The sequence below is a fragment of the Actinomadura sp. genome (assembly GCF_044508335.1).
Taxonomy (GTDB): domain Bacteria; phylum Actinomycetota; class Actinomycetes; order Streptosporangiales; family Streptosporangiaceae; genus Spirillospora.
Map to the genome: position 1 here is coordinate 99,987 of NZ_JBIQHY010000001.1, position 24,851 is coordinate 124,837.

The following is a 24,851-nucleotide window of genomic DNA, read 5'->3' on the forward strand; positions in this document are numbered from 1 at the left end:
ACCTCCCCGCCGGCGCCGCCGCCGTACCCGCTTCTGCCCGCCCCGCCCCGTCCTCGGAAAGGAGGCGCACGACGATGACCACCGATCTGCGCCCCAGCCGGAACGGTCCGCCGCAACCCACTTCGGCGCAGACCCACCGGGCCCCCCGCCGCACCTGGCGGGCCCGCCTGGCGCGGCTCGATGTGAAAGGCGCCCCCTACGCCTTCATCTCACCGTTCTACATCGTCTTCCTGATCTTCGGCGCGTTCCCCCTCGTCTACACGCTCTGGGTCTCCCTGCACCAGTGGGAGCTGGCGTCCGGGACCCGCAAGTTCATCGGGCTCGACAACTTCGACTACCTGCTGACCGACGAGGGCTTCTGGCACGCCACGGTCAACACCCTCGGAATCTTCGTCATCTCGACCGTCCCGCAGCTGCTCATCGCGCTGTTCGTCGCCAACGCGCTGAACCGGCGGATGCGGCTGCCGACTATGTTCCGGATCGGGATGGTCGCCCCGCTGGTCACCTCGACCGCCGCCGTCGCCATCGTGTTCACCCAGATGTTCGACACGAACTGGGGCCTGATCAACTGGGCGATCGGGCTGTTCGGCGTCGACCCGATCGAGTGGTCGAGCAGCCGCGGCTGGTCCTGGGCCGCCATCGCGATCATGGTCGACTGGCGCTGGACCGGCTACAACGCGCTGATCTACCTGGCCGCCATGCAGGCGATCCCGAGGGACCTGTACGAGGCCGCCGCGATCGACGGCGCGTCCCGGATCCGGCAGTTCTGGCAGATCACCGTGCCGCTGCTGCGTCCCACCATCCTCTTCACGGTGATCATCTCGACGATCGGCGGGCTGCAGCTGTTCACCGAGCCCGTCCTGTTCAGCGTCGCCACGCCGAACAAGATGGACGGCGGCCCGCTGCACCAGTTCCAGACGATCACGATGTACATGTACGACAACGCGTTCGGCCATGACCGCTACGGCTACGGCGCCGCCGTCGCCTGGGCCCTGTTCGTGCTGATCATCGTGTTCTCCCTGATCAACTTCCTGGCCGTGCGGCGCACCGGAGGCGCAAAGTGACCACGCTCCTGGCCGGCCCCGGGAGCCGGCGCCCCGACCCCAAGCACGCCGCGCCCGCCGGCCGCTTCCGCGGCCTGTGGAACGCGAGCCCGCTGACCTACCTGACACTGATCGTCGCGCTCGCGCTGTCGGTCTTCCCGATCTACTGGATGATCATCGTCGCGACCCGCACCAACAGCGTGGTCGCGGACGTCCCGCCGCCGATGCTGCCCGGCGGGAACGGCGCCGGCAACGTCGGCCGGCTGTTCGACAACCCGGACGCCTACTTCGCCAAGGGCCTGCTGAACTCGATGATCGCCTCCAGCGCGGTGACGATCTCCACGGTCTTCTTCGCCTCGCTGGCCGGCTTCGCGTTCGCCAAGCTGCGCTTCCGCGGCAAGAACGCGCTGCTGCTCACCATCATCGCGACGATGATGATCCCGGTGCAGATGGGCATCATCCCGCTGTACATGATCATGGTGAAGCTGGGCTGGGAGAACCAGCTCCAGGCGGTCATCGTCCCGTTCCTGGTCACCGGGTTCGGCGTGTTCATGATGCGGCAGTACGCCGACCAGGCGGTGCCGGACGAGCTGATCGAGGCAGCCCGCGTCGACGGGTGCACCACGTTCGGCATCTACTGGCGCGTCGTGCTGCCCGCCCTGCGCCCCGCCGCGGGCGTGCTCGGCCTGTTCACGTTCATGCAGACCTGGAACGAGTTCATGTGGCCGCTCGCGGTCCTCACTCCCGACAACCCGACGGTGCAGCTGTCCATCAACAATCTGGCGAACGCCTATTTCAAGGACTACACGCTCATGTTCGCCGGGACCACCGTGGCGGTCCTGCCGCTGCTCGTCGTGTTCATCATTTTCGGCCGCCAGATCATCGGCGGAATCATGGAAGGTGCAGTGAAGGCGTGACCTCCCTACAGGACGACACCAGCGCGGCTCCCGCCGCACCGTTCCCGACCGGGTTCCGCTGGGGGGCCGCCACTGCCGCCTACCAGATCGAGGGAGCCGCCGGGGAGGGCGGGCGCGGACCGTCCATCTGGGACACCTTCTGCCGCATGCCCGGCAAGGTCCTCAACGGCGAGAACGGCGACGTCGCCGTGGACCACTACCACCGGTTCGCCGAGGACGTGGCGCTCATGGCCGACCTCGGGCTGACCGCGTACCGGTTCTCGATCTCCTGGCCACGGGTGCAGCCGAACGGGGCCGGGGCCTTCAACACCGAGGGCCTCGACTTCTACCGGCGGCTGGTCGACGCGCTGCTGGAGGCCGGCATCGAGCCGTGGCCGACCCTCTACCACTGGGACCTCCCGCAGCCGCTGGAGGACAAGGGCGGCTGGCCGGAGCGCGAGACCGCGCACCGGTTCGCCGACTACGCGGCGCACGTGCACGCCGCTCTCGGCGACCGCGTCCAGCACTGGACGACGGTGAACGAGCCGTGGTGCGCGGCGTTCCTCGGCTACGCGAGCGGCGAGCACGCGCCCGGACGCCGTGACCCCGCCGCGTCGCTGCTCGCCGCGCACCACCTGATGCTCGGGCACGGCCTCGCCGTCGACGCGATGCGGGCGCGGCGCCCCGGCAACAAGTTCGGCGCCGCCGTCAACCTGTACGCGGTGTCCCCGGCGACGGACGACCCCGCCGACGTGGACGCGGCGCGCCGCATCGACGGACTGCAGAACCGGCTGTTCCTCGACCCGCTGCTGCTCGGCCGCTACCCCGAGGACGTCCTCGCCGACACGTCCCGGTACGGGTTCACCCCGCCGGACGAGGACCTGGCCGTCATCAGCCGGCCGATCGACCAGCTGGGCATCAACTACTACTCGCGGCACACCGTCGCCGGGACCCCCGGCGAGGCGACGCAGACCGCGTCGTCGCCGTTCTCGACGCACTCCCCCTGGGTGGGCAGCGACCACGTCCGGTTCGTCCCCGCCGGCCGCCCCGTCACCGGGATGGGCTGGGAGATCGACGAGAGCGGCCTGCACGAGGTGCTGACCCGGCTGCACCGCGAGTACCCGTCCGTCCCGCTGTACATCACGGAGAACGGCGCCGGCTACGACGAGACACCTGACGGGGACGGCACGGTCCAGGACGCGGAGCGCATCGCGTACCTGGACGCCCATCTGCGCGCGTGCCACGACGCCATCTCCGAAGGTGTTCCGCTGCGGGGCTACTTCACCTGGTCGCTGCTGGATAATTTCGAGTGGGCTTGGGGCTATTCGAAGCGTTTCGGGCTGGTGCACGTCGACTACGCCACGCAGCGCCGCGTGCCCAAGGACAGCGCGCGCTGGTACGCCGGAGTGATCCGGCAGGGCGGGCTGCCCGGGCGGGCTTGACCGGGGTCGGCGGACGGTACGGAAGATAGGGGGCCGGATGGCGGGCAGGAGCACGCGTCCGACATTGGAAGAGGTGGCGGCGCGCGCCGGGGTCGGTCGCGGCACGGTGTCACGGGTGGTCAACGGCTCGCCCCGGGTCAGCCCGCAGGCCCGCGAGGCGGTGCTGCGGGCCATAGAGGAGCTCGGCTACGTGCCGAACCGGGCGGCCCGCACGCTCGTCACCCGACGCACCGACACCGTCGCGCTCGTCGTCGCCGAGTCGGACCAGCGGCTGTTCGGCGAGCCGTACTTCGCCGGGATCATCCGCGGGATCAGCAACGGGCTCGGCGACACCGGGCTGCAGCTGCTGCTCGCCATGGCCCGCTCCCCCGCCGAGTACGGGCGGCTGGAGGAGTACCTCACCACCCAGCACGTGGACGGGGTGCTCCTCACCTCGCTGCACGCCGAGGACCCGCTCCCCGCGAAGCTGGAGGCGAACGGCGTGCCGACCGTCCTCGGCGGGTGCCCGCCCGGCCTGGCGCCGGTCAGCTACGTCGACGTCGACAACCGCAGCGGGGCCCGCGAGGCCGTCGGCCACCTGATCGCGGGCGGCCGGCGGCGCATCGCGACGATCGCGGGCCCCCAGGACATGGGGGTGGGCCTCGACCGGCTGGCCGGCTACCGGGAGGCGCTCGCCGACGCGGGCCTGCCGGAGTACGTCGCGTACGGCGACTTCGGCGAGGCCAGCGGCATGGCCGCCGCGGAGAAGCTGCTGGCCGCCGAGCCGCGGCTGGACGCGGTGTTCGCGGCCAGCGACCCGATGGCGTTCGGCGCGCTGCGCATCCTGCACCGGCGCGGGAGGCGCATCCCGGACGACGTCGCGGTGATCGGGTTCGACGACTCGTCCGCCGCGCCGCTCGCCGACCCGCCGCTCAGCACCGTCCACCAGTCGCTGGAGGAGATGGGCGTGGAGATGGCGCGGCTGCTGGTGTCGCGGATCCGCGGCGAGACGGTCGAGGACCCGGTGGTCATCCTGCAGCCCCACCTGGTACTGCGCGAGTCCGCCTGATCTACGATCGCCTCATGGCGTACGAACCGACGGACGAGGAGCTCGTCCACCTGAACCGCTGCGTCGAGCTGGCCGCCGAGGGGCTCGCCGCGAACGACGAGCCGTTCGGGTCGGTGCTGGTCGACGCGTCCGGGAAGGTCCTGTTCGAGGACCGCAACCGGGTCGCGGGCGGCGACCAGACCCGGCACCCGGAGTTCGAGATCGCCCGCTGGGCGGCGGCGAACATGGCGCCGGAGGAGCGCGCGGCGGCGACCGTCTACACCTCCGGGGAGCACTGCCCGATGTGCTCGGCCGCGCACGGCTGGGTCGGGCTCGGCCGCATCGTGTACATCATGTCGTCCCGGCAGCTGGCCGAGCTGCGCGCCGGGCTGGGCGTCCCGCCCGGCCCGGTCAACGCCATCCCGATCCAGGACGTCGTGCCGGGCGTCCCGGTGGACGGGCCGGTCGCCGCCCTCGAGGCGGCCATGCGCGACCTGCACACCCGCGCCTGCGCCTGAGGGCGGCGACGTCCCTCACCTCCGGGTCAGCGCCTCCAGCCGCTCGACGGCGGCGCGCCAGTCGGACGGCAGCCAGCACCGCGTCGCCCGGTGCCCGCGGTAGTCGAGGGTGTAGGTGAAGTGGTCGGCCACCCGGCACCCCGCCTTGGACGACCTCGTGGTGTAGATGCCGTCGAGCGCGCTGCGCAGCTCGCGCAGCTCGCCGTCGTCCAGCGCGACCCACTCGCCATTGACGAGGGCGTTTCCCGAATTGCGGACGGTCACCCGCTGCTGAATTCCGGCGAATCCGCCGGTGCGCTCGTAGGTGACCAGCACGTCCGGCCCGGTGAAAGCGAGCATTGACGTCTCCTTTTCATGCGGGCCGCCGGACAGCACCCCGCTTTCCCCATTCCGGCGGCCCGCGGTCCGTGGGTTTACTCGCTGAAAAGGATTCCGCCGGTGTCGCGCACGGCGATGCACCGGTTCGGGAACGTCCGCTCGAAGTGCCTGGGGCGGCCGTGCCACCTGCCGTGCGCGCTCACGCGCACCGGGGCGTACTCCAGCGTGCACGGCCCCGTGCGCGCGGGGATCCTCCCGACCTCGCCGTCCACGGCTTCGAGCTGGTCACAGGCTTGGGACGCGGCCTTCAGCGTCCCTGCGTCCGGGTCGCAGTACAGGCTGCGCACCGTGACGGGTCCCTGCTGGGGCGCCACCACGAGCAGGTAGGCGCCGGCCGGTTCGTCCGCCTGCGCGGGCGCGGCCTGTGCGATGACCGCGATTCCCGCCAGCACGGCCGCCCACCGGAAACGGGCACGCGACATGTGCATGTCTTCCTCCCTGGATTCGCCCGCCGCGATCTGCGGCACTGGGCCGGCCGGAGCGCCGCATTGTGGTGGGCGCCCCGCCGCATCCAGACATTAGGCGCCGCAAACTCCCACAAACAAGGGCAGATCAAGTCCCAACCTGGCCACTGGTGAATACTTAAATCAAGTCTGCCCGATTGTGCAATGCGCCTTGAATGCAAATTGACCCGCGCATGTGGTATCCGGGCGCGCCGGCCGCGAGCACGTTCCAATTCCCCGGGGCGGCTGCGCCGTCCTGCGGGCCGCCCCGGCCTGCCCCTCCGCCTCATGGCGATTCACCAGCCTGGCCGCCGCCGGGTGACGCCGGGTCGGGGAGCCGGGACGCCCCCTCTCAGGTTCCCGCGCCTCCGCCCCGCTGACGGCTCGGCATGACCAGTCCGCGGAGGAGCTCCAGGACCTCGGTCAGCTCCGCCACCTCGGCCCGGCACGACGGGCAGTCCTCCAGATGCGCGCGCATCCGGCTCCGGTCGGCCGGGGACAGTACGCCGAGGACATAGGCCCCGGTTTCCAGCCGGTACGGGCAGTTCATCGCATGTCTTGCCGTTCCCGCGCGTCTCGGCCTTCCCGTCGGGCGCCTTCCAGCCAGGCGGGCCAGAGCCGCCCGGCCACGCGTTCGTCCAGCCGGCCGCCGAGATGCATCGACCGCCACACGCCGCGGTACCCGGGAAGGATCCCGGACGCGACGACGACGTGCCCCGCGATGAGCACCGTGCAGACATAGGTGGCCCACTTGTGCACGCGCGCCAGCACCGCGAAGACGGGACCGCCGTGCAGCGTCACCAGTCCGACACCGCTCCCGATCAAGACGAGCAGCCCCGCCGTGAGGAGGATGTTGGCGACCCGCTGCCCCGGATCGAAACGACCGCCGTGCCGGGCGAACCGCCCGGTCACGGCCGCCGCGGGCCAGCTGAGGAACCATCGCGCGTCGCCCCTGCGGAACCGCAGCGACTCCGCCGCGAACGTGCGCACCCCGCGCGCTCCCAGCAGCAGGCCCGCGGCGACCAGGCCCGTGAGCGCCCAGCCCACGTCTTTGTGCAGGGTGGTGTCGGGCAGCCCGGACAGCCTGGCCAGAAGACTCGGCCGCCCCTCATGCCCGAGCAGCAGCCACCAGCCGGTCGCCAGGAGCAGCAGCACCCCCGCGTAGACGCCCGCGTGGAACCACCGCGCCGACCGCGGATACCGCTCCACGCGCCGCCGGGTCCCGCTCGCGGGCGCCGTCCGCGATCTAGTAGCCATAGATCCCGCCGCCGTCGGAGCCCCCGGAACCGCCGCCGTCGGAGCCGCCGCCGTCGGAGCCGTCGGAGCCGCCGGTTCCCCCGCCGGTGACGTTCACGTCGACCTTGGCGGAGGCCCCCGCGGAGGAATGGTCGGCGTGCTGGAGCGTCACCCCGATGGTGTGCCGCCCCGGCGGAAGGTCCTTGATCTGGTAGGGCGAGGACGTCACCACCGTGTACTCGTTCGTCTTGCCGTCGATGACGACGTGCACGTGGTCCTTGCCGGACTCCTCGGGACCGATGTCCTCGCTGCTGCTGAACTTCAATGTCACCGGGGACTGCACGTCCGCGCCCTGCGCCGGCGCCTCGATCGTGAGCGTCGGACCGCCGCCGCCCCCGCCCGCGGCCTCCGCGCCTCCGCCGCACGCGCTCAGCCCGAGCGCCGCCACCGCGAGCCCCGCCATCATGGCCTTGGTGTTCACGCCTCTCCCCTCGTCGTGCTGCATGACAGCGGTAATACGGCGAGGCGGCCGGAAAAGATTCGCCGTCCGGTGAACCCTTTTCGGTCCCGCGGCCGTATTGCACATGTGGGAACTTTCCGATGAGTCGCTGCTCACCGGCATGGCCGCAGGCGACACCGAGACGGCGGCCGTCTTCGTCCGGCGGTACCAGGCCCGCGTCTACGGACTGGCGTACGCGCTGGTCGGATCGTCGGCGATAGCGGAGGAGGTCGCGCAGGAGGCGTTCCTGCGCGCCTGGCGGCACGCGGGCGCCTACGACCCCCGCAAGGGCCGCGCGGTCACCTGGCTGCTGACCATCACCCGGAACCTCGCGGTGGACGCGATGCGGCTGCGCGGCGATCATCCGGTCGATCCGCACATCCTGCTGAACACGCTGGCCGGCGCGGAGCGGACCGCCGCGTCCCCGAGCTACGAGGACGCCGAGGAGCTGCGTGCGGCACTGCGGGAGCTCCCGCCCGAGCAGAGCACGCCCATCGTGCTGTCGGTGTACTACGGGCTCACCGCGGGCGAGATCGCCGAGCGCGAGCACATACCCTTGGGGACGGCCAAGACCCGGCTCCGCCGAGGGCTCGCGAAACTCCGCGAGGCGCTGGGAGTTACCCATGACTGACCGTCCCGAATGCGCGCAGACGCGGCAGGTCCTGCCCGAGCTCGCGGCGGGCGTCGCCTCCCCGGATGAGCGCGCCGCGGCGCTGCGCCATCTCGCCGGCTGCGGCCGGTGCCACCGCGAGCTGGAGGCGCAGACGGCGCTCGTCGACGAACTGCTCCGGCTCGTCCCGGAACGGCAGCCGCCCGCCGGCTTCGAGGCCGCCACGCTCGCGCCCATGCTGCGCCGCCACCGCCCGAAGCGCCTGCGCAACGCCCTGCTGCTGGCCGCGGCGGCCGTGCTCGTCGCGGCGACGGCCGGGGGCGCGGTCTGGCAGAAGACCGCGAGCGACCGGCAGCTCGCCGACGGCTACCGCCGGGCTCTCGCCGTCGCCCACGGCAGCTACCTGCGCACGGTCCCCGTCACCGGGGTCAGCACCGAGCCGGCCGGGTACGTGTTCGCCTACCAGGGCTCGCCCGCCTGGCTGTTCGTCACGATGACGGCGGTGGACCGGCCGGGCGCGTACCGGGTGTCGCTCACCACCCGCGAGGGCCGGGACGTCACGCTGGGGTCCATGACCGTCAAGGACGGGCGCGGCTCCTGGGGGACGACGGTGCCGATCGCCATCCGCGACATCGTCGTCATGCGCTTCCACGGCCCGTCCGGCGACCTCCTCGCCCAGTTCGGCTGACGGTCCGGCCCGCCCCGGACGAGCCGGGGCGGGCCGAGGGATTCATCGGGTGAGAGAGAAGGAGCTCAGGCGGGTTTCGCCGCCGAAGACCAGATACACGTCGTGGTCGCCGCGGGCGTGCTCCAGTTCGGCGCTGACCTCCTTGTAGGCGTACTCGTCACCGGTGGACGGGACGTTCAGCGTTCCGGCGAGCGGGCCGTCGGGGCGGTCCAGGCGGACCTGGATCGTGGTGGCCGACGTGCCCGCGACCCGCGCGGTGATGCGGCCGGTGGAGCGGCCCAGGTCGGCGCCGGCGAACTTCAGCCAGGAGTCCGCCGCGCCGGCGACCGCGTCGCCCTGCACCTTCGTCTCGTCGACCAGCCGGACGCCGCTCTGGTCGTCGAAGTCGGCGGCGCGGGTCGGCTTCGACAGGTCGCGGTCGGGGATGCGCTCGCCGCGCACGTTGAGCGCGGCGCGCTGCCGGATGTCGGCGGACGAGGAGCCGATCAGCAGGTCCTGCTTCGACTTCTCGACCGTCCACTTGCCGCGGGTGACGTCCCAGACGGCGAGGTCCGAGGCGGCCAGCCGGAATTTCGCGGTGACCGTCCTCCCGGGCGCCACGTGGACCTTGTCGAAGGCGCGCAGCGTCTTCAACGGCTGCTTCACCCGCGACGTCCGCTGGTGCGTGTAGAGCTGGACGACCTCGTCGCCGGCCCTCTTGCCCGTGTTGGTGATCGGCACGGTGATGGTGACCGTTCCGTCGCGTCCCACGGAGTGGCTGCTCAGCCGCGGCTTGCCGTACCGGAACGTGGTGTAGGAGAGGCCGTACCCGAACGGGTAGAGCGGCTTCCCCTTGAAGTACTGGTACGTCCGGTCCGACTTGATGATGTCGTATTCGAGGATGTCGGGCAGCTGGCTCTCCGAGCGGTACCACGTCTGCGGAAGCTTCCCCGACGGGCTCTCGTCACCGAACAGGATGGACGCCAGGGCGTTGCCCGTCTCGGCGCCCGCATGGCTCGTCCACAGGATCGCCGGGACGTTCTCCTGCTCCCAGTTCAGCGTCGTCGGGTAGCTGTTCTCCACCACGACGACGGTGTTCGGGTTCGCCTTCCGGACGGCCTTGATGAGCTCCGACTGCCCTTCGGCCAGCGCCATCGTCGTCCGGTCGTGGTCCTCGCGGCCGTTGATGAACGGCATGCTGCCGACCACGACGACGGCGGTGTCCGCGCCGGCGGCCGCCTTCACCGCGGAGTCGATGCCGCTGCTGACGACGTCCCTGGCGAACCGGGAGGCGTCGTCCTTCGTGGTGAGGACGAGCGTCCCGTCGTCCTGCGCCTTCACGTACGTCTTGGCCGGCTCGGCCCAGTCGTACGCCTTCTCGTACCCGGCGTACCGGAGCAGGTAGTCGCCGCCGTCCTGCTTCTCCAGCTTGAACATCTGCTGGACGAACCATCCGTTCGGCTGGTCCTGGTCGTTGGCGAACGTGTCGCCCCAGTTGTAGCGCCCGACGGTCTTGCCGTTGGCGGCGCTGCGCAGCGTCACGATGCCCTGGCCCCAGTCGAATACGTCGAACTGGGCCGTCACGTCCGAGGCCGAGGTCGGCCCGGTCTTCAGGACGGCGCCCGAGCCCGTCCCGCCCGCGATGTACTTGCCGGTGGAGACGTCCTTCAGGGCGATCCGGTCGACGCCCTCGCTGGACGTCACCGACCCGGCCCGCTTCTTGATGCCGTCCAGCGGTGTGACCTTGTACGGCAGCGAGCCGGAGTACCAGTCGGTGTAGAGGGTGTCGGACAGCTGCCCGACGACCGCGACCTTGCCGGACGACAGCGGCAGCGTCCTTCCCTCGTTCTTCAGCAGCACCATCTGCTCGGCCGCGGCCTTGCGGGCGAGGGCGCGGTGCGCGGGGCTGTCCACCACGTCCTTGGTGATCTTCCCGTAGGGGCCGCCGCCCGGGTCGAACTCGCCGAGCCGCACCCGGATGCTGAGGATGTGCCGCACGGCGCGGTCGACGTCGGCCTCCGCCAGCAGCCCCCGCGACAGCGCGTCCTTGATCGCGTTGACGGTGATGGAGGAGTTCGTGTCGTCGGTGGTGAAGCTGTCCACGCCCGCCTTCACGATCGCCGCGTCGCCGGTGGCCAGGTCGGGGTAGTACTGCTGCGAGTTGACGATGTTGTTGGGCGCGCCGGCGTCGGTGACGTTGAACAGCGTCCGGTCGGTCCACGAGCGGACGAGGCCGCCGGCGTCCGGCGTGACCGTCGCGGGACGGCCGTTGACCAGGTTGTAGGCCGTCATGATCCCGGTGGCCGCGTCCCGCGAGATCGGGATCTTGAACGGGACCTCGTCGTACTCCTTCTTCACCCGGGGCCGCAGGCTGGACGAGGTCTGGTCGCGGCGGATCTCGTTGTTGTTCGCCAGGTAGTGCTTGAGCACCGGCGCGGCCTTGAGGCGGTCGGGGTCGTCGCCTTCCATGCCGTGCCCGTAGGCGGCGGCGAGCAGGCCGGTGAGCAGCGGGTCCTCGGAGTAGCCCTCCTCGTTGCGGCCCCAGCGCGGGTCGCGCAGCAGGTTGACGACGGGCGCCCACAGCTGCAGCCCCCACACGTCGGGGTTCTCGCTGTTGTAGCCGCGGGCCTCGTCCCCGACGGCGGAGCCGATCTTCTTCAGCAGCGCCGGGTCCCAGGTGGCGCCGAGCCCCACCGACTGCGGGAACACGGTGCCCTTCGCGGTCACCACCGCGCCGCTGTCGTGGACGTCGGTGGACCACGCGACGCCGTGCAGCGCCTCCGTCCCGGTCTTGAACCGGCCGATGCCGAGGCGCGGGACGGCGGGCTGGTACTGGTGCAGCAGGGAGATCTTCTCGTCGAGCGTGAGCCGGCCGAGCAGGTCGGCCACCCGGGCGTCCACCGGCAGCCCGGGATCGCGGAACGGGTAGGTCTCGCGGGCGGCGGCGGGCGCCGCCCACGCGACGGGCGCCGCCAGCACGGCGGCCAGGACGAGGGTCAGCGACCGGCTGCGCCGGCCGGGGGTACGGGGATTTCGATGGGGTCTGTGCACCGATTCTCCTCTTGGCTCGGCCCCCGAGTGACTAATCGAAGCGCTTCGATAACGGACCGCGAAAGGCCCTGTGCCCTCCTTTTCGTCGGTGTCGGGTCGTGGTCAGTGAGCGGCGGGCGCGCTGCTGGCGCGCCGGGTCAGGGTCGGCGGGAGCAGGGTCGCCGCGGGGACGGGAGCGCCCTCCAGCTTGGCCATCAGCAGGTCGACGGCGCGGCCGCCGACCTCCTCGGCCGGGATCGCGACGGACGACAGCGGCGGCTCGGCGTGCTCGGCCATCTCGTCCGGGCACATCGCGACGACGGACACGTCCTCGGGGACGCGCCGCCCCGCCGCGCGCAGCGCCCGGACCACCGTGCCGACGACCGGCTCGTTGTGGACCAGGACGCCGGTCAGCCCGGGACGCTCGGCGAGCAAACGTCCGACCAGCTCCCGGGCGGCGTCCGCGGTCGCCTCGCACGGGTGGACGTCCCCGCTCAGCCCGTGCGCGCGCACCGCCTCGGCGAACCCGTCCGCGACGCGCTGCGCGTAGCCGGTCTGCCGCGCGTACACCTCGGGCGGCGACCCGATCAGCGCGATCTCGCGGTGCCCCAGCTCGGCCAGGTGCTCGACGCAGACGGCGCCGGCGGCGTGGAAGTCGAGGTCGATGCAGGTCAGGTCGTCGGCGTCGGCGGGGAAGCCGATGAGCACGCTCGGCCGGTCCAGGGAGCGCAGCAGCGGCAGCCGCGGATCCTTCATCTGGACGTCCATGACGATCAGCGCGTCGACGAGCGCGCTGTCGGCGACGCGGCGCAGGCCGTCCTCGCCCTCCTCCTGGGTGAGCAGCAGGACGTCGTGGTCGTGCCGGCGCGCGGCGGTCACCACGGACACCGCGAACTGCATCACGACGGGCACCGCGATGCCCGAGCGCAGCGGGATCATCAGCGCGAGCACGTTGGAGCGGCTGCTGGCGAGCGCGCGGGCGCCGGCGTGCGGGCGGTAGCCCAGCTCGCGGATGCTCTCCCGGACGCGGCGGCGCGTCTCCTCGGAGATCGAGCGCTTGCCGCTCAGCACGTAGGAGACCGTGCTCGGCGACACTCCCGCGTGCCGCGCCACATCAGTGATCTTGACCACGGACCGTCCCGTCAGCGTCGAAGCGATTCAAAGCGGGTTCGATGCTAGCCGCGGGCGGCGGCGGCCGGACCGCCGTCCGGGACGGCCGCTCCAGGCCGATCACGGCGATCGCCGCGGCCGCCAGCAGCCCGCCGGCGAGCGCCGTGCCGCGCACCCCGGTCAGCGGCAGCAGCCCGCCGCCGAGCAGGGCGCCCCCGGCGATGCCGACGTTGAACGCCGCCGCCGTCCAGGCCGAGGCCACGCCGGTGTCGCCGGGCGCCGACTCCAGCACGCGGGCCTGCATGGCGGTCACGAAGGCGGGCAGGCCGAGCCCGAGCAGGACGAGCCCGCCGACCGCCGGGACCGCGGCCGTGCCGAGCAGGAACAGCAGCAGCATCCCGCCCGCGAGCACGCCGGCCGCCGCGGCGAGCAGGGCGCGCGGGCCGCGGTCCACCACGGCGCCGGCGATGGCCAGCCCGGTGATGTCGGCGAGGCCGTTGGCGAGCAGCAGCGGGCTGATCGCCGAGCCGGGGAAGCCGCTGACCCCGGTGAGGAACTCGGTGATGTAGGTGAAGCAGGTGAACACGCCGCCGACGGCCAGCACGACCGTCGCCAGCAGCAGCCGGAAGCGGCGCGCGTCCGGGCGGGCCGCGGGGACGGCGTGCGCGCCGCCCGCGTCGCCGCCGGGCAGCAGCGCGGCGACGGCCGCGAGCGACAGCAGGCAGAGCGCGCCGAGCGCGGCGAACGACGGCCGCCAGCCCGCGACGCGGCCGAGCCAGGTGCCGAGCGGGACGCCGATGACGACGGCGAGCGACCCGCCCGCGAACACGTAGACGGCGGCGCGCCCGCGCAGCTCCGGCGGGAACAGCCCGGCCGCCGCGACGGCGGCGACCGGCCAGAACACCGCCTGGGCGAGTGCGGTGGCCACGCGGGCGCCCATCAGCGCGCCGTAGCCGGGGGCCGCCGCCGACGCGAACGACATCACGACGAACAGCAGCATCACGCCGGTGAGCAGGCGCCGCCGTCCCACCCGGGACGTCATCCGGACGAGCGGGACGGAGACGACGGCGATGACGACGCCGTAGCCGGTGACGAGCATCCCGACGGCCGAGGGCGTGACGTCCAGGTCGTCCGCGATGAGGCGGAGCAGCCCGATCGGCAGGCTCTCGGTCGTGACGAAGCAGAACGCGGCGAGGGACAGGGCCAGCACCGCGGTCCGCGCGCGTGTCCGGTTCATGGGCTCCCGCGATGGGTGGCGATGGTGTCCCGGTACCAGTGGGCGCTGTCCTTCCACGTGCGTTTCCCGGTCGCGTAGTCGACGTGGACGAGGCCGAACCGCTTGGAGTAGCCGTAGGCCCATTCGAAGTTGTCCAGCAGCGACCAGGCGAAGTAGCCGCGGACGTCGGCGCCGGCCGCGCAGGCCCGCTCCACCGCCGCGATGTGGTCGCGCAGGTAGGCGATGCGCCGCTGGTCGCGGACCCGGCCGTCCTCCACCTCGTCGGCGAAGGCGGCGCCGTTCTCGGTGACCATCAGCGGGACGTGCGGGTACTCGCGGTGCAGCCGCAGCAGCAGCTCCTCCATGCCGGCCGCGTCGATCGGCCAGCCCATCTCCGTGTAGGGGCCGGGCTGCTCGGCGAACTCGACGCGGTCGCAGCCGACGAACGGCGTCGCCGCGCCCTGCCGGTGCCCGTCGGCGTGCTCGCGCGGCGACGTCCCGTCCCACACCCGGACGAGGGTCGGCGAGTAGTAGTTGACGCCGAGCACGTCGAGGGGCGCGGCGATGATCGCCTCGTCGCCGTCCCGGACGAAGCCCCAGTCGGTGATGGAGGCCGTGTCGTCCAGCAGGTCGGCGGGGTAGCCGTTGCCGAGCATCGGGTCCAGGAACACGCGGTTGGCGACGGCGTCCACCTGGCGGACGGCCTCGGCGTCGCCGCGCAGGTGGTGCAGGTTGAGGGTGACGGAGTGCCGCGCGGTCGGCGAGGTCACGCCGCGCAGCGCCCGCACGGCCAGGCCGTGCGCGAGGTTGAGGTGGTGGGCGGCGGCGAGCGCGGCCGCCGGGTCGACGCGGCCGGGGGCGTGCACCCCGGCCGCGTAGCCGAGGAACGCCGAGCACCACGGCTCGTTCAGCGTCGTCCAGGTGTGGACGCGGTCGCCGAGCACGCGCCCGATCCGCTCGGCGTAGTCGGCGAACCGGCGGGCGGTGTCGCGCTCCGGCCAGCCGCCCGCGTCCTCCAGGTCCTGCGGGAGGTCCCAGTGGTAGAGGGTCGCGACCGGGGCGATGCCGTGGTCGAGCAGCTCGTCGACCAGGCGGGAGTAGAAGTCGAGGCCCTTCTGGTTGGGCGTGCCGTCCGGCAGGACGCGCGACCAGGAGATCGAGAACCGGTAGGCGCCGAGGCCGAGCGCGGCCATCGTCGCGACGTCCTCCTGCCACCGGTGGTAGTGGTCGGTCGCGACGTCGCCGGTGTCCCCGTTGAGGACCTTGCCCGGCGTGTGGCTGAACGTGTCCCAGATGGACGGCGCCCTGCCGTCCTCTTGTGCCGCTCCCTCGATCTGGTAGGCGGCGGTGGCCGCACCCCACAGGAACCCTTCCGGGAACCCCATCAGTTCTCCTCTTCCAGAGTCATGACCAGCTCGCCGCCGGCCGCTTTGATGAGAACACCGTGCGGATGCTCCGAAGGCTCGCCGCCCTGCACGGCCGCCACGCGTGCGTTGACGAGAAGGACGTTCCAGGCTCCCTCGCCCGTCACGCGCACGTTTTCACCGTTTCTCACCACGGTGAACGCGGCGTCGCCGGCCCGGACGACGACGGCGGCCCCATCGGCCGGCTCATAGACGCGCAGCGTGACGCCGTGCGCGAAGTCGTACTCGGGACGGTCCTCCACCGCGCCCTCGGGGATGACCGCACCCGGACGGACGAGCAGGGGAACACTACCGAAGCCGTGCCGTTCGCGAACCCATCGGCCTCCCTCGACGCGTTCGCCGGTGAGGTAGTGCGTCCAGACTCCCTCCGGCACGTAGTAGGAGACGTCGCCGTCCGAGGAGAACACCGGTGCGACGAGGAGGTCGTCGCCGAGCATGTACTGGCGTTCCAGGTGCGTGCAGGCGGGGTCGTCCGGGAACTCGACGACCATCGCCCGCATCATCGGCAGCCCTTCCTCGGACGCCTGCCGGGCGGCGCCGGCCAGGTAGGGCATGAGCCGCATCTTCAACCGGGTGAAGTCGCGCAGGACGTCCACCGACTCCTCGTCGAACAGCCACGGCACCCGGTAGGAGTGGCTTCCGTGCAGCCGGCTGTGCGAGGACAGCATGCCGAACGCGATCCACCGCTTGAACAGCGCCGGATCGGGCGTCCCCTCGAAACCGCCGATGTCGTGGCTCCAGTACCCGAAGCCCGACATGCCCAGGGACAGGCCGCCGCGCAGGCTCTCCCCCATCGCCTCGAACGTCGACTCGCAGTCGCCGCCCCAGTGCACGGGGAAACGCTGCCCCCCGGCCGTGGCGGACCGGGCGAAGACCACGGCCTCGCCCTCTCCCCGCTTCTTGCGCAGCAGATCGAAGACGGTCTGGTTGTAGAGATAGGTGTAGTAGTTGTGGGCGCGTTCCGGGTCGGAGCCGTCGTGGTAGACGACGTCCGTGGGGATGCGCTCGCCGAAGTCGGTCTTGAAGCAGTCCACGCCCATGTCGAGGAGCGCTTCGAGCTTGCCCGCGTACCATTCCCGCGCCTCGGGGTTGGTGAAGTCGACGACGGCGAGTCCCGGCTGCCACTTGTCCCATTGCCACACGTCGCCGTTCGGACGCTTCAGCAGGTAGCCGTGCGCGCGCCCCTCCTCGAACAGGGGCGACCGCTGCCCGATGTACGGGTTGATCCACACGCAGATCCGCAGCCCGCGCTCGCGCAGCCGCCGCAGCATCCCCTCCGGGTCGGGGAACACCCGCGGATCCCACTCGAAGTCGCACCACTGGAACTCGCGCATCCAGAAGCAGTCGAAATGGAACACGCTCAGCGGCAGCCTCCGCGACGCCATCCCGTCGATGAACGAGGTGACGGTCTCCTCGTCGTAGTCCGTGGTGAACGAGGTGGACAGCCACAGCCCGAACGACCAGTCCGGGACCCGCGCGGGCCGGCCGGTGAGCGCGGTGTACTTGCGCAGGATCTCCTTCGGCGACGGCCCGTAGATGACGAAGTACCGCATCGACTGGCCCTCGACGCTGAACTGCGTCCGGGCCACGGCCTCCGAGGCCACCTCGAACGACACCCGCCCGGGATGGTCGACGAACACGCCGTATCCCGCGTTGGTCAGGTAGAACGGCACGTTCTTGTACGCCTGCTCGCTGGCCGTCCCGCCGTCGGCGTTCCACACGTCCACGGACTGGCCGTTCTTCACCAGCGGCCCGAACCGCTCGCCGAGCCCGTACACGAAGTGGTCGACGCCCAGGTCGAGCTGCTCCCGCACATAGTGGCGTCCGTCGTCGGTGTCGATGACGGCCTGCGCCTTGGGCGAGCTGCCGGTCAGCCGGCGCCCGTCCGCGAGGAAGTCGACGCACCATTCCTCCCCGCGCCCGACGCGCACCGACAGCGCGCCGGATGTGAGGGTCGCCGCGTCACCGTCGACGGACACCTCCCCGGCCGGGTCGGCGGCCAGCTCGAAATCCGGGCCGCGCCGCCTCTCCCCCGCGAAATGCGTGAGGGTGACGCCGATGACGTCCGGCATCGGCGACTCGCACGTCACCGTCACCACCGGTCCCTTGAGCAGATCGCCCCGGTGCCGGATGCGGTGGACGGGCGCGTACACCGTGAACGAGTTCGGCCCGGCGTCGACGTCGAGGACCTCCACCGGATGAAAGGCGTGCACACCCTCGCGCATCATCCAGTAGCCGTCGCTGAACTTCATTATTTGATGGCCCCCGCAGTGAGTCCGCGCGCAAGGGTGCGCTGGAAGATGAGGAAGAAGACGACGGTCGGGAGAAGGCCGAGCAGTGACGCGGCGCTGGACATGGTGGCGTCCATGAGCCGCTGGCCCTGCAGCACGCCGAGCGCGACCGAGACCGTCTGGTTCTCATTGGAGATCAGGAAGGTCATGGGGATGAGGAACTCGTTCCAGGTCCACACGAAGAAGAAGACGAGCAGCACCGACAGCGTCGGCCGCACGACCGGGACGACCACCCGCCACAGGATCTGCCGGCGGCCGGCGCCGTCGATGCGGGCCGCCTCCAGCAGCGGGCGCGGGAACGCCGACAGCACCGACGAGAGCAGGTAGGTGCCGAACGCGGACTGGATCACCGTGAACACGATGATCACGCTGAGCTTCGTGTCGTAGAGGCCGACCTGCTTGGAGAGGTAGTACAGCGGGTAGACGAGCGCCTCCTGCGGCACGGTGTTCGCCATCAGCAGCAGGACCAGGACCCACATCCGCCCCTTGATCCGGCCGATGCCGAGCGCGTAGGCGTTCAGCACCGACAGCAGGACGGCGAGGACGGCGACGGAGCCGCTGATCAGCACGCTGTTCAGCAGGACGTTGCCGAAGTCGGTCCGCTCCCAGAACGCGCGGACGGCGTCCAGGTTGAACCCGTCCGGCGGTGACAGCGGTCCTTCGGTGGAGTACTCCTGCGGCGTCTTCAGCGCGTTGAAGAGCACCACCACGAACGGGATCAGCATCACGCCGGCGAACGCGGTCAGCGCCACCAGCACCGCGTAGGCGGACGGACCCCGCCGGCGGCGGCGCGCCTTGCCCCGCCCGGTGCGCGGCGGCGCGCCCGCCTTCTCTGTCAGCGTCGCCGTCATCGGGGGGCCTCCTCCAGATCGCGCCCCTGCATGCGGAGGAAGACGACGGTCAGCGCGATGATGACGAGCGTCAGCACGGTCGCGATCGCCGAGCCGTAGCCCACGTCCGACTTCTCGAAGAAGTTGACCCAGGAGTAGTACGACGGGACGTTCGTCGCGCCGCCCGGACCGCCCTTCGTCAAGACGAAGATCTGCGCGAACGCCTTCAGCGCGGCGATCGTCGTCCACAGCAGCACGACGAAGATCTCCGGCCGGATCTGCGGGACCGTGATGTGCCAGAACCGCCGGCCCCAGGTTGCGCCGTCGATCTCCGCCGCCTCGTACAGCGACGGGTCGACCCGCTGCAGCCCCGACATGAAGATGACCAGCGGGAACCCGATCTGGATCCACACCATCACCCCGATGACGCTCCACAGCGCGGTCGCCGGGTCGCCGAGCCAGTCGTGCGCCAGCGAGCCGAGGCCGAGCTTGCCGAGCAGCGCGTTCACCGCGCCGTCCTCGGGCGCCAGCAGCCAGCTCCACACGACGCCCGCGATGACGATCGGCAGCACCTGCGGCAGGTAGACGCAGGCGCGCAGGACGCTCGCCGTCCGCGGCCCGAAGTGCCGGCCGATCAGGTCGGTCAGCGCGGCCGCGAGCACCAGGCCGATCATCGTCGGGATGACCGCCATCCCCAGGATGATCAGCGCGTTGTGCCCGAAGGACGCCCAGAACTGCTCGTCCTTCACCAGCTCCCGGTAGTTGCCGAGGCCGATCCAGGACGGGGTTCCGACGCCCGTCCACTCGGTGAAGCTCGTCCCGATGTTCATCAGGAACGGCACGCCGATGACGGCGGTGAAGAGGAGCAGGCCGGGGAGCAGGTAGAGCAGGTAGCCCCACTGCTCCCGCGACCGGCCGCGGCCCTGCGCCGTCACTTGGGCAGGCCCTCCTCGTACTCCTTCTGGACGTTGCCCAGGACCTTGCTCGGCGACTCGCCGTTCATCAGCTTCTGCGTCTGCGACACCCACACGTCGTAGAAGCCGGCGACGGGCCAGTCCGGGTAGTAGGCGAGGCCGCCGGACTGCGCGAGCCCGTCGAAGTCCTCGATGAGCTTCTCGGCCTTCGGCTCGGTGATCGCGGACGGGTCCGCCGCGACCGGGATGCCGCCCGCGTTGCCGAGGATGTTCTGCACCTTCTTCTTCATCGTGATGTCGATGAAGTCGTAGGCGAGCTGCTTGTTCTCCGAGCCCTTCGGGACGACCCACAGGTTCCCGCCCGAGCCGAGCGTCATCTTCGCGCCGGGCCACACGGCGGTCTCCCAGTCGAACTTCGCCTCGGCCGCGACCCGGCCGAACCACCAGCTGCCCGAGAACATCATCGGGAACTTGCCGCTCATGAACGCGACGCCCGCGTCCTCCGCCTTGAGGCTGACCGAGTTCTTGGCGATGTAGCCCTTCTTCACCCAGTCGGCGAAGGTGCTCGCCCCGTACGTCCAGGCGGCGTCGTGGAAGTCGACCTTGCCGGTGTAGCGCTGGTAGGCGCTCACCCAGTTCTGGTCGGCCTTGTCGAGGGCGAGCTGGTAGACGAACTGGTGGGCCATGTACTCGGCGCCCGCGTTGGTCAGCGGCGTGACGCCCTTCGCGACGAACTTGTCCATCGCCGCGGTCAGCTCGTCGAACGTCGTCGGGATCTCGACGTCGTACTTCTTGAACAGGTCCTTGTTGTAGTAGACCTGCAGGTACTCGGCGTAGTTCGGGACCCCGAACCACTTGTCGCCGCCCATCGTGCCCTTGGCGTCGTACTTGGCGGTGACCTGGACGTTGGGGCTGATCAGCTTGTCCCAGCCGCGCTTGGTGACCTCGGACGTGAGATCGGTCAGCAGGCCCTGCTTGGACAGCAGGCCGGCGGTCGCGTTGCCCTTGTTGTACTCCATGATGTCGGGGGCGTCCTTGGAGTTGAGGACCATCGGCGCGGTCTTCTGGATCTGCTCGAAGCCCTTCTCCTCGAACTTGACCTTCACGCCGGGGTGGGTGGCCTCGAACTCCTTGATGGCCTCGTTCCACGCCTTGCCCATGGCGCTGTCCGGGGACTCGTAGTGCCAGAGCTTCAGTTCCTTGCCGCCGGAGCCGCCGCCGTCGTCGTCGCCGCCGCACGCGGTGAGCGAGAGCGCCGCCGCGGCGAGGGCGGCGAGGACGGCCGCGCTCCTGCCTGCCTTGATCATGGGATTCCTCCGGGGTGGGACCGCCGTGGCTGTCGAATTGTCGAAGCGCTTCGATTGATCCGGATGCTAAGTCCTCGACCAGGGGCGACACAATAGGTCGCCCGGCATCAATTCGGAGAAATCGGCGCTGACCTGCGCGAACGATCTGGGAGCGCTCCCAGTGGGGGCTCAGCCGCTGCACTCGCCGCCGTTCAGGGTGAACCTCTCGGGTGCGCCGTTCGCCCCGTCCTGGCGGCCGAGGAAGCCGAACTCGGCGGTGCCGTGCGGCGGGATCGACCGGTTCCAGTCGGCCGCCGTCACCGTCACGGAGGAGCCGTCCTGCAACTGGCTGCCGTTCCACAGCTGCGTGATCGCCTGGCCGTCCGGGAACTCGAAGCCGAGCCGCCAGCCGTCGATCTCGCCGTCGCCGAGGTTCGTGATGCGCACCGTCGCCTGGAAGCCCTGCGGCCACGTCCCGTCGACCCGGTAGGACACCGAGCACGCCACCGCCGCGGGCTGCTTCCCGGACGGGCTCTCGGACGGGTTCGCGGACGGCCGCGCGGCGGTCTCCCGGGGCGAACCGGGCGCGAGCGCGGCCAGCAGCACGGCCGCCAGCGCCACCGCCCCGACCGCGGCCCCCGCGATGATCAGCGGCTTCCGCGCGGACACCGCCGGGTCCGCGGACGGCGGCTCGGCGGGCGGCGGCTCGGCGGGCAGCGGTTCGTCCAGGACGCGCGTCGGCTGCGGCCCCGCCGTCCCGCCGGGCGGAGCGCCGGCCGGGGCGGGCTCGTCCGCTGCCCCGGCGCGCGCCTGCTCAGCGGCCGGCGCATCCCCGCCCTGCGGCCGCCCGAGCACCCAGCGGCCCTGGTCGGCGGGCAGGCCGGCGGCGCCGGACGAAGGGGGCCGGACCAGCTGGACTCCGGCCGCGTCGGCCAGAACACGGGCCGCCTCGCGGGCGGTGGGCCGCGTCTCCGGGTCTTCGTGCAGGCAGTCCCGGGTGAGGGCGGCGACCTCGTCCGGCACTTCGGCGTCGTCGGGCAGGCATTCGCGGAGGACGACGCCCAGCGAGTACATGTCGGCGGCCGGGGTCGGCGGCGCGCCGGTCATGAGCTCCGGCGCGACGTACGCGGGCGTGCCGAGGACGGGGCCGCCGGCCGTGGACGGGCCGGTGAAGGCGATGCCGAAGTCGAGGACCTTCACGCCGACCGAGGCGAGGAAGATGTTCGCGGGCTTGATGTCGCGGTGGACGACGCCGGCGGCGTGCGCGGCGGCCAGCGCGTCGGCGACGCGGGCGCAGACTCCGGCCGCCTCGCCCCAGGGCAGGGGGCCGCGGGCCAGGCGCGCGGCGAGGCTCTCCCCGTCCAGCAGCTCCATGACCACATACGGCACCGAACCCTGCTCCTCCTGGGAGGGCGCCCCGTCAGACGGCTCCTGCTCCGGGTCGGCCCGGTGCTCGCCGTAGTCGTAGACGCCGGTGATGCTGGGGTGGGTGAGCCCGGCGGCGGCCTTGGCCTCCTGGCGCAGCCGCCGCGTGAACTCCTCGGGCCAGCCCTCCTTGGGCACCTTGACGGCGACGGCGCGGTCGAGCACGAGGTCGACCGCGCGCCAGACGGTCGCCATGCCGCCGGCGCCGAGGGGGCGCTCCAGGCGGTAGCGGTCCCCCAGGCGGTCGCCGGGGGCGACGGTCTCGGGCATAGGACGCAGCCTATGCCGGAGTCACGGAACCAGGTACCGGGTGTCGCGGGCGTCGGTGATCGCCATGTGGCCGGGCGCGTGCCCGATGGCGAGCTTCGGGCGGGACGCCATCACCGCCGCCTGCGGGGTCACGCCGCACGCCCAGAACACCGGGATCTCGTCCACCCGGACATCGACCGGATCGCCGAAGTCGGGCGCGTCCAGGTCGTCGATGCCGAGCTCGACGGGGTCGCCGACGTGCACGGGCGCGCCGTGCACGGACGGGTACCGGGCCGTCACCCGCACGGCGTCCGCCACCTGCGCGGCGGGGATCGGGCGCATCGACACCACGAGCGGGCCGCCGAACTCGCCGGCGCGGCGGCACATCCGGTTCGTCCGGTACATCGGGACGTTGCGGTTCTGCTCGATGTGCCGGACGGGGACGCCGGCCTCCCGCAGCGCGTCCTCGAACGTGAAGCTGCAGCCGATGAGGAACGAGACGAGGTCGTCGCGCCAGTACCGGGTCACGTCGGCCGCCTCCGCGACCGGCTCGCCGTGCTCGTAGACGACGTAGCCGGGCAGGTCGGTGCGCAGGTCGCCGGCGAACAGGGAGGCGGACGTCCCGCCGGGTTCGGTGACGTCCAGGACCGGGCACGGCTTGGGGTTGCGCTGGGCGAACAGCAGCAGGTCGTAGGCGTACTCGCGGGGGACGCTGATCAGGTTCGCCTGCGTCCAGCCCGCGCACCAGCCGGAGGTGGGGACGCGGAGGCCGGCCCGGAACAGCGCCCTGGCCTGGCCGGGGCTGAGCGGGCCCGGGTCGATGGGTGCGGTCATGGCAGGTCCTTTCCGAGGGTCGGGGCCGGGTGCGGCCGGAAGCGGAGCCGCTGGCCGGGCCGGGCCTGGGCGGCGCGCCCGATGTCGGCGGACGCGACCACCGCGATGACGGGATACCCGCCGGTCAGCGGGTGGTCGGCGAGGAACAGCACGGGCCGCCCGGACGGCGGCACCTGGAGCGCCCCGGTGACCGTCCCCTCGCTGGGCAGCTCGCCGTGCTCCGCGCGGGCCAGGACCGGGCCGTCGAGGCGCATGCCGACGCGGTCGACGTCGCTGGTCACCGTGTAGGCGGCGGTGAAGAGCGTGCCCGGCGCGCCGGGCGCGAACCAGTCGGCGCGCGGGCCGGGCACCGCGCGGAGTTCGAGGTCGCCGGACGGCGGCGGGCGGACGGGCAGGACGTCCAGCAGCGGGGCCGCGCGGGGCGGCGGGCCGACCGGGAGCAGGTCGCCGGGCTTGAGCGGGCCGGGGCCGAGGCCGGCGAGCGTGTCGGTGGAGCGGGAGCCGAGGACGGGCGGGACGGCGACCCCGCCGCGCACCGCCAGGTAGCTGCGCAGGCCGGACGGCGGCACGCCCATGCGGAGTTCGGCGCCGTCCGGGAGGCGGAGCACCGAGTAGGGCGCCTCGGGACGCCCGTCCACCAGCAGCGGGGCGGGCGCTCCGGTGACCGCGGCGAAGATCGCGCCGCGGCAGCGGACGCGCAGCCCGCCGAAGGTGACCTCGATCGCGGCGGCGCCGGCGGGGTTGCCCACGGCGCGGTTGGCGAGGCGAAGTGAAACCGGGTCCGCGGCGCCCGACACCCCCACGCCGAGCGCCGCGTGACCCGGTCGGCCCAGATCCTGGACTGTCGCCAGGGGCCCTGTGCTGAGAACGTCCAATCCCCGCTTCATGGTTCCCGCTCGACGAAACGAACCGAGATTCCGGGGCGGAGCAGGGCCGGCGGGTCGCGGTCGAGGTCCCATAGGACGGCCTCCGTGCGCCCTATGAGCTGCCAGCCGCCCGGGGACTCGGCCGGGTAGACGCCGCTGAAGCGTCCGGCGAGGCCGACCGCGCCCGCCGGGACGCGGACGCGCGGGACGGCGCGGCGCGGGACGTCCAGCCGCGGGTCGCCGCCCTCCAGGTAGCCGAAGCCGGGCGCGAACCCGGTGAACGCGACCCGCCACGGGGCCCCGGTGTGCGCGGCGACGACCTCCGCCGGGGTGAGCCCGGTGCGGCCGGCGACCTCCGCGAGGTCCGCCCCGTCGTAGACGACGGGGATCTCGACGGCGCCGGCGCCGCCGCCCGCCGTGCCCGGCCGGGCGGCGCGCACGGCGGCGGCGACCGCGGCCGGGTCGGCGGACGGGTCGAGCAGCAGCGTCAGCGTGCGGGCCGCCGGGACGACGTCGGCGACGCCGGGCGGCGGGGACGCGGCCAGCGCCGCGTACAGGCCCGCCGGGTCCGGTGGTTCGACCAGCAGCGCCGCGTCGCCGTTCGGGAGGATCCGCAC

Annotated in this window: 24 protein-coding genes; 7 read left to right on the forward strand and 17 right to left on the reverse strand. The window is 72.0% G+C overall.

Features of this window, described 5'->3' with window-relative positions; translation table 11 throughout:
* The first annotated feature begins 74 nt into the window (after nucleotides 1-74).
* The 5 genes from ACIWVC_RS00480 to ACIWVC_RS00500 are packed head-to-tail and all read left to right on the forward strand — an operon-like array spanning nucleotide 75 to nucleotide 4,926.
* Entirely contained in the window at nucleotides 75-1,064 is a 990-nt protein-coding gene (locus ACIWVC_RS00480; protein ID WP_396445344.1) for a carbohydrate ABC transporter permease, read from the forward strand.
* Nucleotides 1,061-1,960 carry a carbohydrate ABC transporter permease gene (locus tag ACIWVC_RS00485; protein ID WP_396445343.1) on the forward strand — a complete coding sequence of 300 codons (900 nt, stop codon included), beginning with the start codon at nucleotides 1,061-1,063 and terminating at the stop codon, nucleotides 1,958-1,960. The genes ACIWVC_RS00480 and ACIWVC_RS00485 overlap by 4 nt, the downstream gene beginning before the upstream one ends.
* On the forward strand, nucleotides 1,957-3,381 hold the full coding sequence (locus ACIWVC_RS00490; protein ID WP_396445342.1) for a GH1 family beta-glucosidase: 1,425 nt from the start codon (nucleotides 1,957-1,959) through the stop codon (nucleotides 3,379-3,381). Before ACIWVC_RS00485 ends, ACIWVC_RS00490 begins: the two co-directional genes overlap by 4 nt.
* Nucleotides 3,382-3,418: 37 nt before the next feature.
* Nucleotides 3,419-4,429, forward strand: coding sequence for a LacI family DNA-binding transcriptional regulator (locus tag ACIWVC_RS00495; protein ID WP_396445341.1), 1,011 nt, complete (start codon nucleotides 3,419-3,421; stop codon nucleotides 4,427-4,429).
* A 14-nt stretch (nucleotides 4,430-4,443) separates the two neighbouring features.
* Nucleotides 4,444-4,926 carry a nucleoside deaminase gene (locus ACIWVC_RS00500; protein ID WP_396445340.1) on the forward strand — a complete coding sequence of 161 codons (483 nt, stop codon included), beginning with the start codon at nucleotides 4,444-4,446 and terminating at the stop codon, nucleotides 4,924-4,926.
* Between the two features lie 15 nt (nucleotides 4,927-4,941).
* Here the strand turns inward: ACIWVC_RS00500 and ACIWVC_RS00505 are convergent, their stop codons facing one another.
* From ACIWVC_RS00505 to ACIWVC_RS00525, 5 genes are all read right to left on the reverse strand, one after another.
* Nucleotides 4,942-5,265 (reverse strand): hypothetical protein, encoded by a 324-nt coding sequence (locus tag ACIWVC_RS00505; RefSeq protein ID WP_396445339.1) that lies wholly within the window; start codon nucleotides 5,263-5,265, stop codon nucleotides 4,942-4,944.
* Nucleotides 5,266-5,339: 74 nt separating this feature from the next.
* Nucleotides 5,340-5,732, reverse strand: a complete 393-nt coding sequence (locus tag ACIWVC_RS00510) for an SSI family serine proteinase inhibitor (RefSeq protein WP_396445338.1) — start codon at nucleotides 5,730-5,732, stop codon at nucleotides 5,340-5,342.
* 367 nt (nucleotides 5,733-6,099) lie between these two features.
* A complete protein-coding gene (locus ACIWVC_RS00515) occupies nucleotides 6,100-6,297 on the reverse strand; it encodes an anti-sigma factor family protein (RefSeq protein WP_396445337.1) in 198 nt (65 codons plus the stop codon).
* Nucleotides 6,294-6,956 carry a cytochrome b/b6 domain-containing protein gene (locus tag ACIWVC_RS00520; RefSeq protein ID WP_396445336.1) on the reverse strand — a complete coding sequence of 221 codons (663 nt, stop codon included), beginning with the start codon at nucleotides 6,954-6,956 and terminating at the stop codon, nucleotides 6,294-6,296. Before ACIWVC_RS00520 ends, ACIWVC_RS00515 begins: the two co-directional genes overlap by 4 nt.
* Nucleotides 6,957-6,993: 37 nt before the next feature.
* On the reverse strand, nucleotides 6,994-7,488 hold the full coding sequence (locus tag ACIWVC_RS00525; protein ID WP_396445335.1) for an Ig-like domain-containing protein: 495 nt from the start codon (nucleotides 7,486-7,488) through the stop codon (nucleotides 6,994-6,996).
* Nucleotides 7,489-7,567: 79 nt separating this feature from the next.
* Between ACIWVC_RS00525 and ACIWVC_RS00530 the strand changes: the two genes are divergently transcribed.
* Together ACIWVC_RS00530 and ACIWVC_RS00535 are read left to right on the forward strand one after the other, a co-directional pair.
* Nucleotides 7,568-8,113 carry an RNA polymerase sigma factor gene (locus ACIWVC_RS00530; protein WP_396445334.1) on the forward strand — a complete coding sequence of 182 codons (546 nt, stop codon included), beginning with the start codon at nucleotides 7,568-7,570 and terminating at the stop codon, nucleotides 8,111-8,113.
* Nucleotides 8,106-8,780 (forward strand): anti-sigma factor family protein, encoded by a 675-nt coding sequence (locus tag ACIWVC_RS00535; protein ID WP_396445333.1) that lies wholly within the window; start codon nucleotides 8,106-8,108, stop codon nucleotides 8,778-8,780. The genes ACIWVC_RS00530 and ACIWVC_RS00535 overlap by 8 nt, the downstream gene beginning before the upstream one ends.
* A 42-nt stretch (nucleotides 8,781-8,822) precedes the next feature.
* On the opposite strand, the gene ACIWVC_RS00540 is transcribed toward ACIWVC_RS00535, so the two are convergent.
* The 12 genes from ACIWVC_RS00540 to ACIWVC_RS00595 all read right to left on the reverse strand — a co-directional run bounded on the left by ACIWVC_RS00540 (nucleotide 8,823) and on the right by ACIWVC_RS00595 (nucleotide 24,851).
* Nucleotides 8,823-11,810 (reverse strand): glycoside hydrolase family 3 C-terminal domain-containing protein, encoded by a 2,988-nt coding sequence (locus tag ACIWVC_RS00540; RefSeq protein WP_396445332.1) that lies wholly within the window; start codon nucleotides 11,808-11,810, stop codon nucleotides 8,823-8,825.
* 102 nt (nucleotides 11,811-11,912) lie between these two features.
* The gene (locus ACIWVC_RS00545; RefSeq protein ID WP_396445331.1) at nucleotides 11,913-12,920 is read right to left on the reverse strand and encodes a LacI family DNA-binding transcriptional regulator; all 1,008 of its coding nucleotides are present in this window, start codon (nucleotides 12,918-12,920) and stop codon (nucleotides 11,913-11,915) included.
* Complete coding sequence (locus ACIWVC_RS00550) at nucleotides 12,904-14,136, reverse strand: MFS transporter (protein ID WP_396445330.1); 1,233 nt, start codon at nucleotides 14,134-14,136, stop codon at nucleotides 12,904-12,906. The genes ACIWVC_RS00545 and ACIWVC_RS00550 overlap by 17 nt, the downstream gene beginning before the upstream one ends.
* A complete protein-coding gene (locus tag ACIWVC_RS00555; RefSeq protein WP_396445329.1) occupies nucleotides 14,133-15,500 on the reverse strand; it encodes a GH1 family beta-glucosidase in 1,368 nt (455 codons plus the stop codon). The genes ACIWVC_RS00550 and ACIWVC_RS00555 overlap by 4 nt, the downstream gene beginning before the upstream one ends.
* Nucleotides 15,500-17,791: an alpha-xylosidase gene (gene yicI / locus ACIWVC_RS00560; RefSeq protein WP_396445328.1), complete on the reverse strand. Its 2,292-nt coding sequence runs from the start codon at nucleotides 17,789-17,791 to the stop codon at nucleotides 15,500-15,502. Before yicI ends, ACIWVC_RS00555 begins: the two co-directional genes overlap by 1 nt.
* Nucleotides 17,791-18,681 (reverse strand): carbohydrate ABC transporter permease, encoded by an 891-nt coding sequence (locus ACIWVC_RS00565; RefSeq protein WP_396445327.1) that lies wholly within the window; start codon nucleotides 18,679-18,681, stop codon nucleotides 17,791-17,793. Before ACIWVC_RS00565 ends, yicI begins: the two co-directional genes overlap by 1 nt.
* Complete coding sequence (locus ACIWVC_RS00570; RefSeq protein WP_396445326.1) at nucleotides 18,678-19,595, reverse strand: carbohydrate ABC transporter permease; 918 nt, start codon at nucleotides 19,593-19,595, stop codon at nucleotides 18,678-18,680. The genes ACIWVC_RS00565 and ACIWVC_RS00570 overlap by 4 nt, the downstream gene beginning before the upstream one ends.
* Entirely contained in the window at nucleotides 19,592-20,881 is a 1,290-nt protein-coding gene (locus ACIWVC_RS00575) for an ABC transporter substrate-binding protein (protein WP_396445325.1), read from the reverse strand. The genes ACIWVC_RS00570 and ACIWVC_RS00575 overlap by 4 nt, the downstream gene beginning before the upstream one ends.
* 168 nt (nucleotides 20,882-21,049) lie before the next feature.
* A complete protein-coding gene (locus ACIWVC_RS00580; RefSeq protein ID WP_396445324.1) occupies nucleotides 21,050-22,555 on the reverse strand; it encodes a cellulose binding domain-containing protein in 1,506 nt (501 codons plus the stop codon).
* A 21-nt stretch (nucleotides 22,556-22,576) separates the two neighbouring features.
* Nucleotides 22,577-23,368, reverse strand: a complete 792-nt coding sequence (locus tag ACIWVC_RS00585) for a putative hydro-lyase (RefSeq protein ID WP_396445323.1) — start codon at nucleotides 23,366-23,368, stop codon at nucleotides 22,577-22,579.
* The gene (locus tag ACIWVC_RS00590) at nucleotides 23,365-24,255 is read right to left on the reverse strand and encodes a biotin-dependent carboxyltransferase family protein (RefSeq protein ID WP_396445322.1); all 891 of its coding nucleotides are present in this window, start codon (nucleotides 24,253-24,255) and stop codon (nucleotides 23,365-23,367) included. The genes ACIWVC_RS00585 and ACIWVC_RS00590 overlap by 4 nt, the downstream gene beginning before the upstream one ends.
* Entirely contained in the window at nucleotides 24,252-24,851 is a 600-nt protein-coding gene (locus tag ACIWVC_RS00595) for an allophanate hydrolase subunit 1 (RefSeq protein WP_396445321.1), read from the reverse strand. Before ACIWVC_RS00595 ends, ACIWVC_RS00590 begins: the two co-directional genes overlap by 4 nt.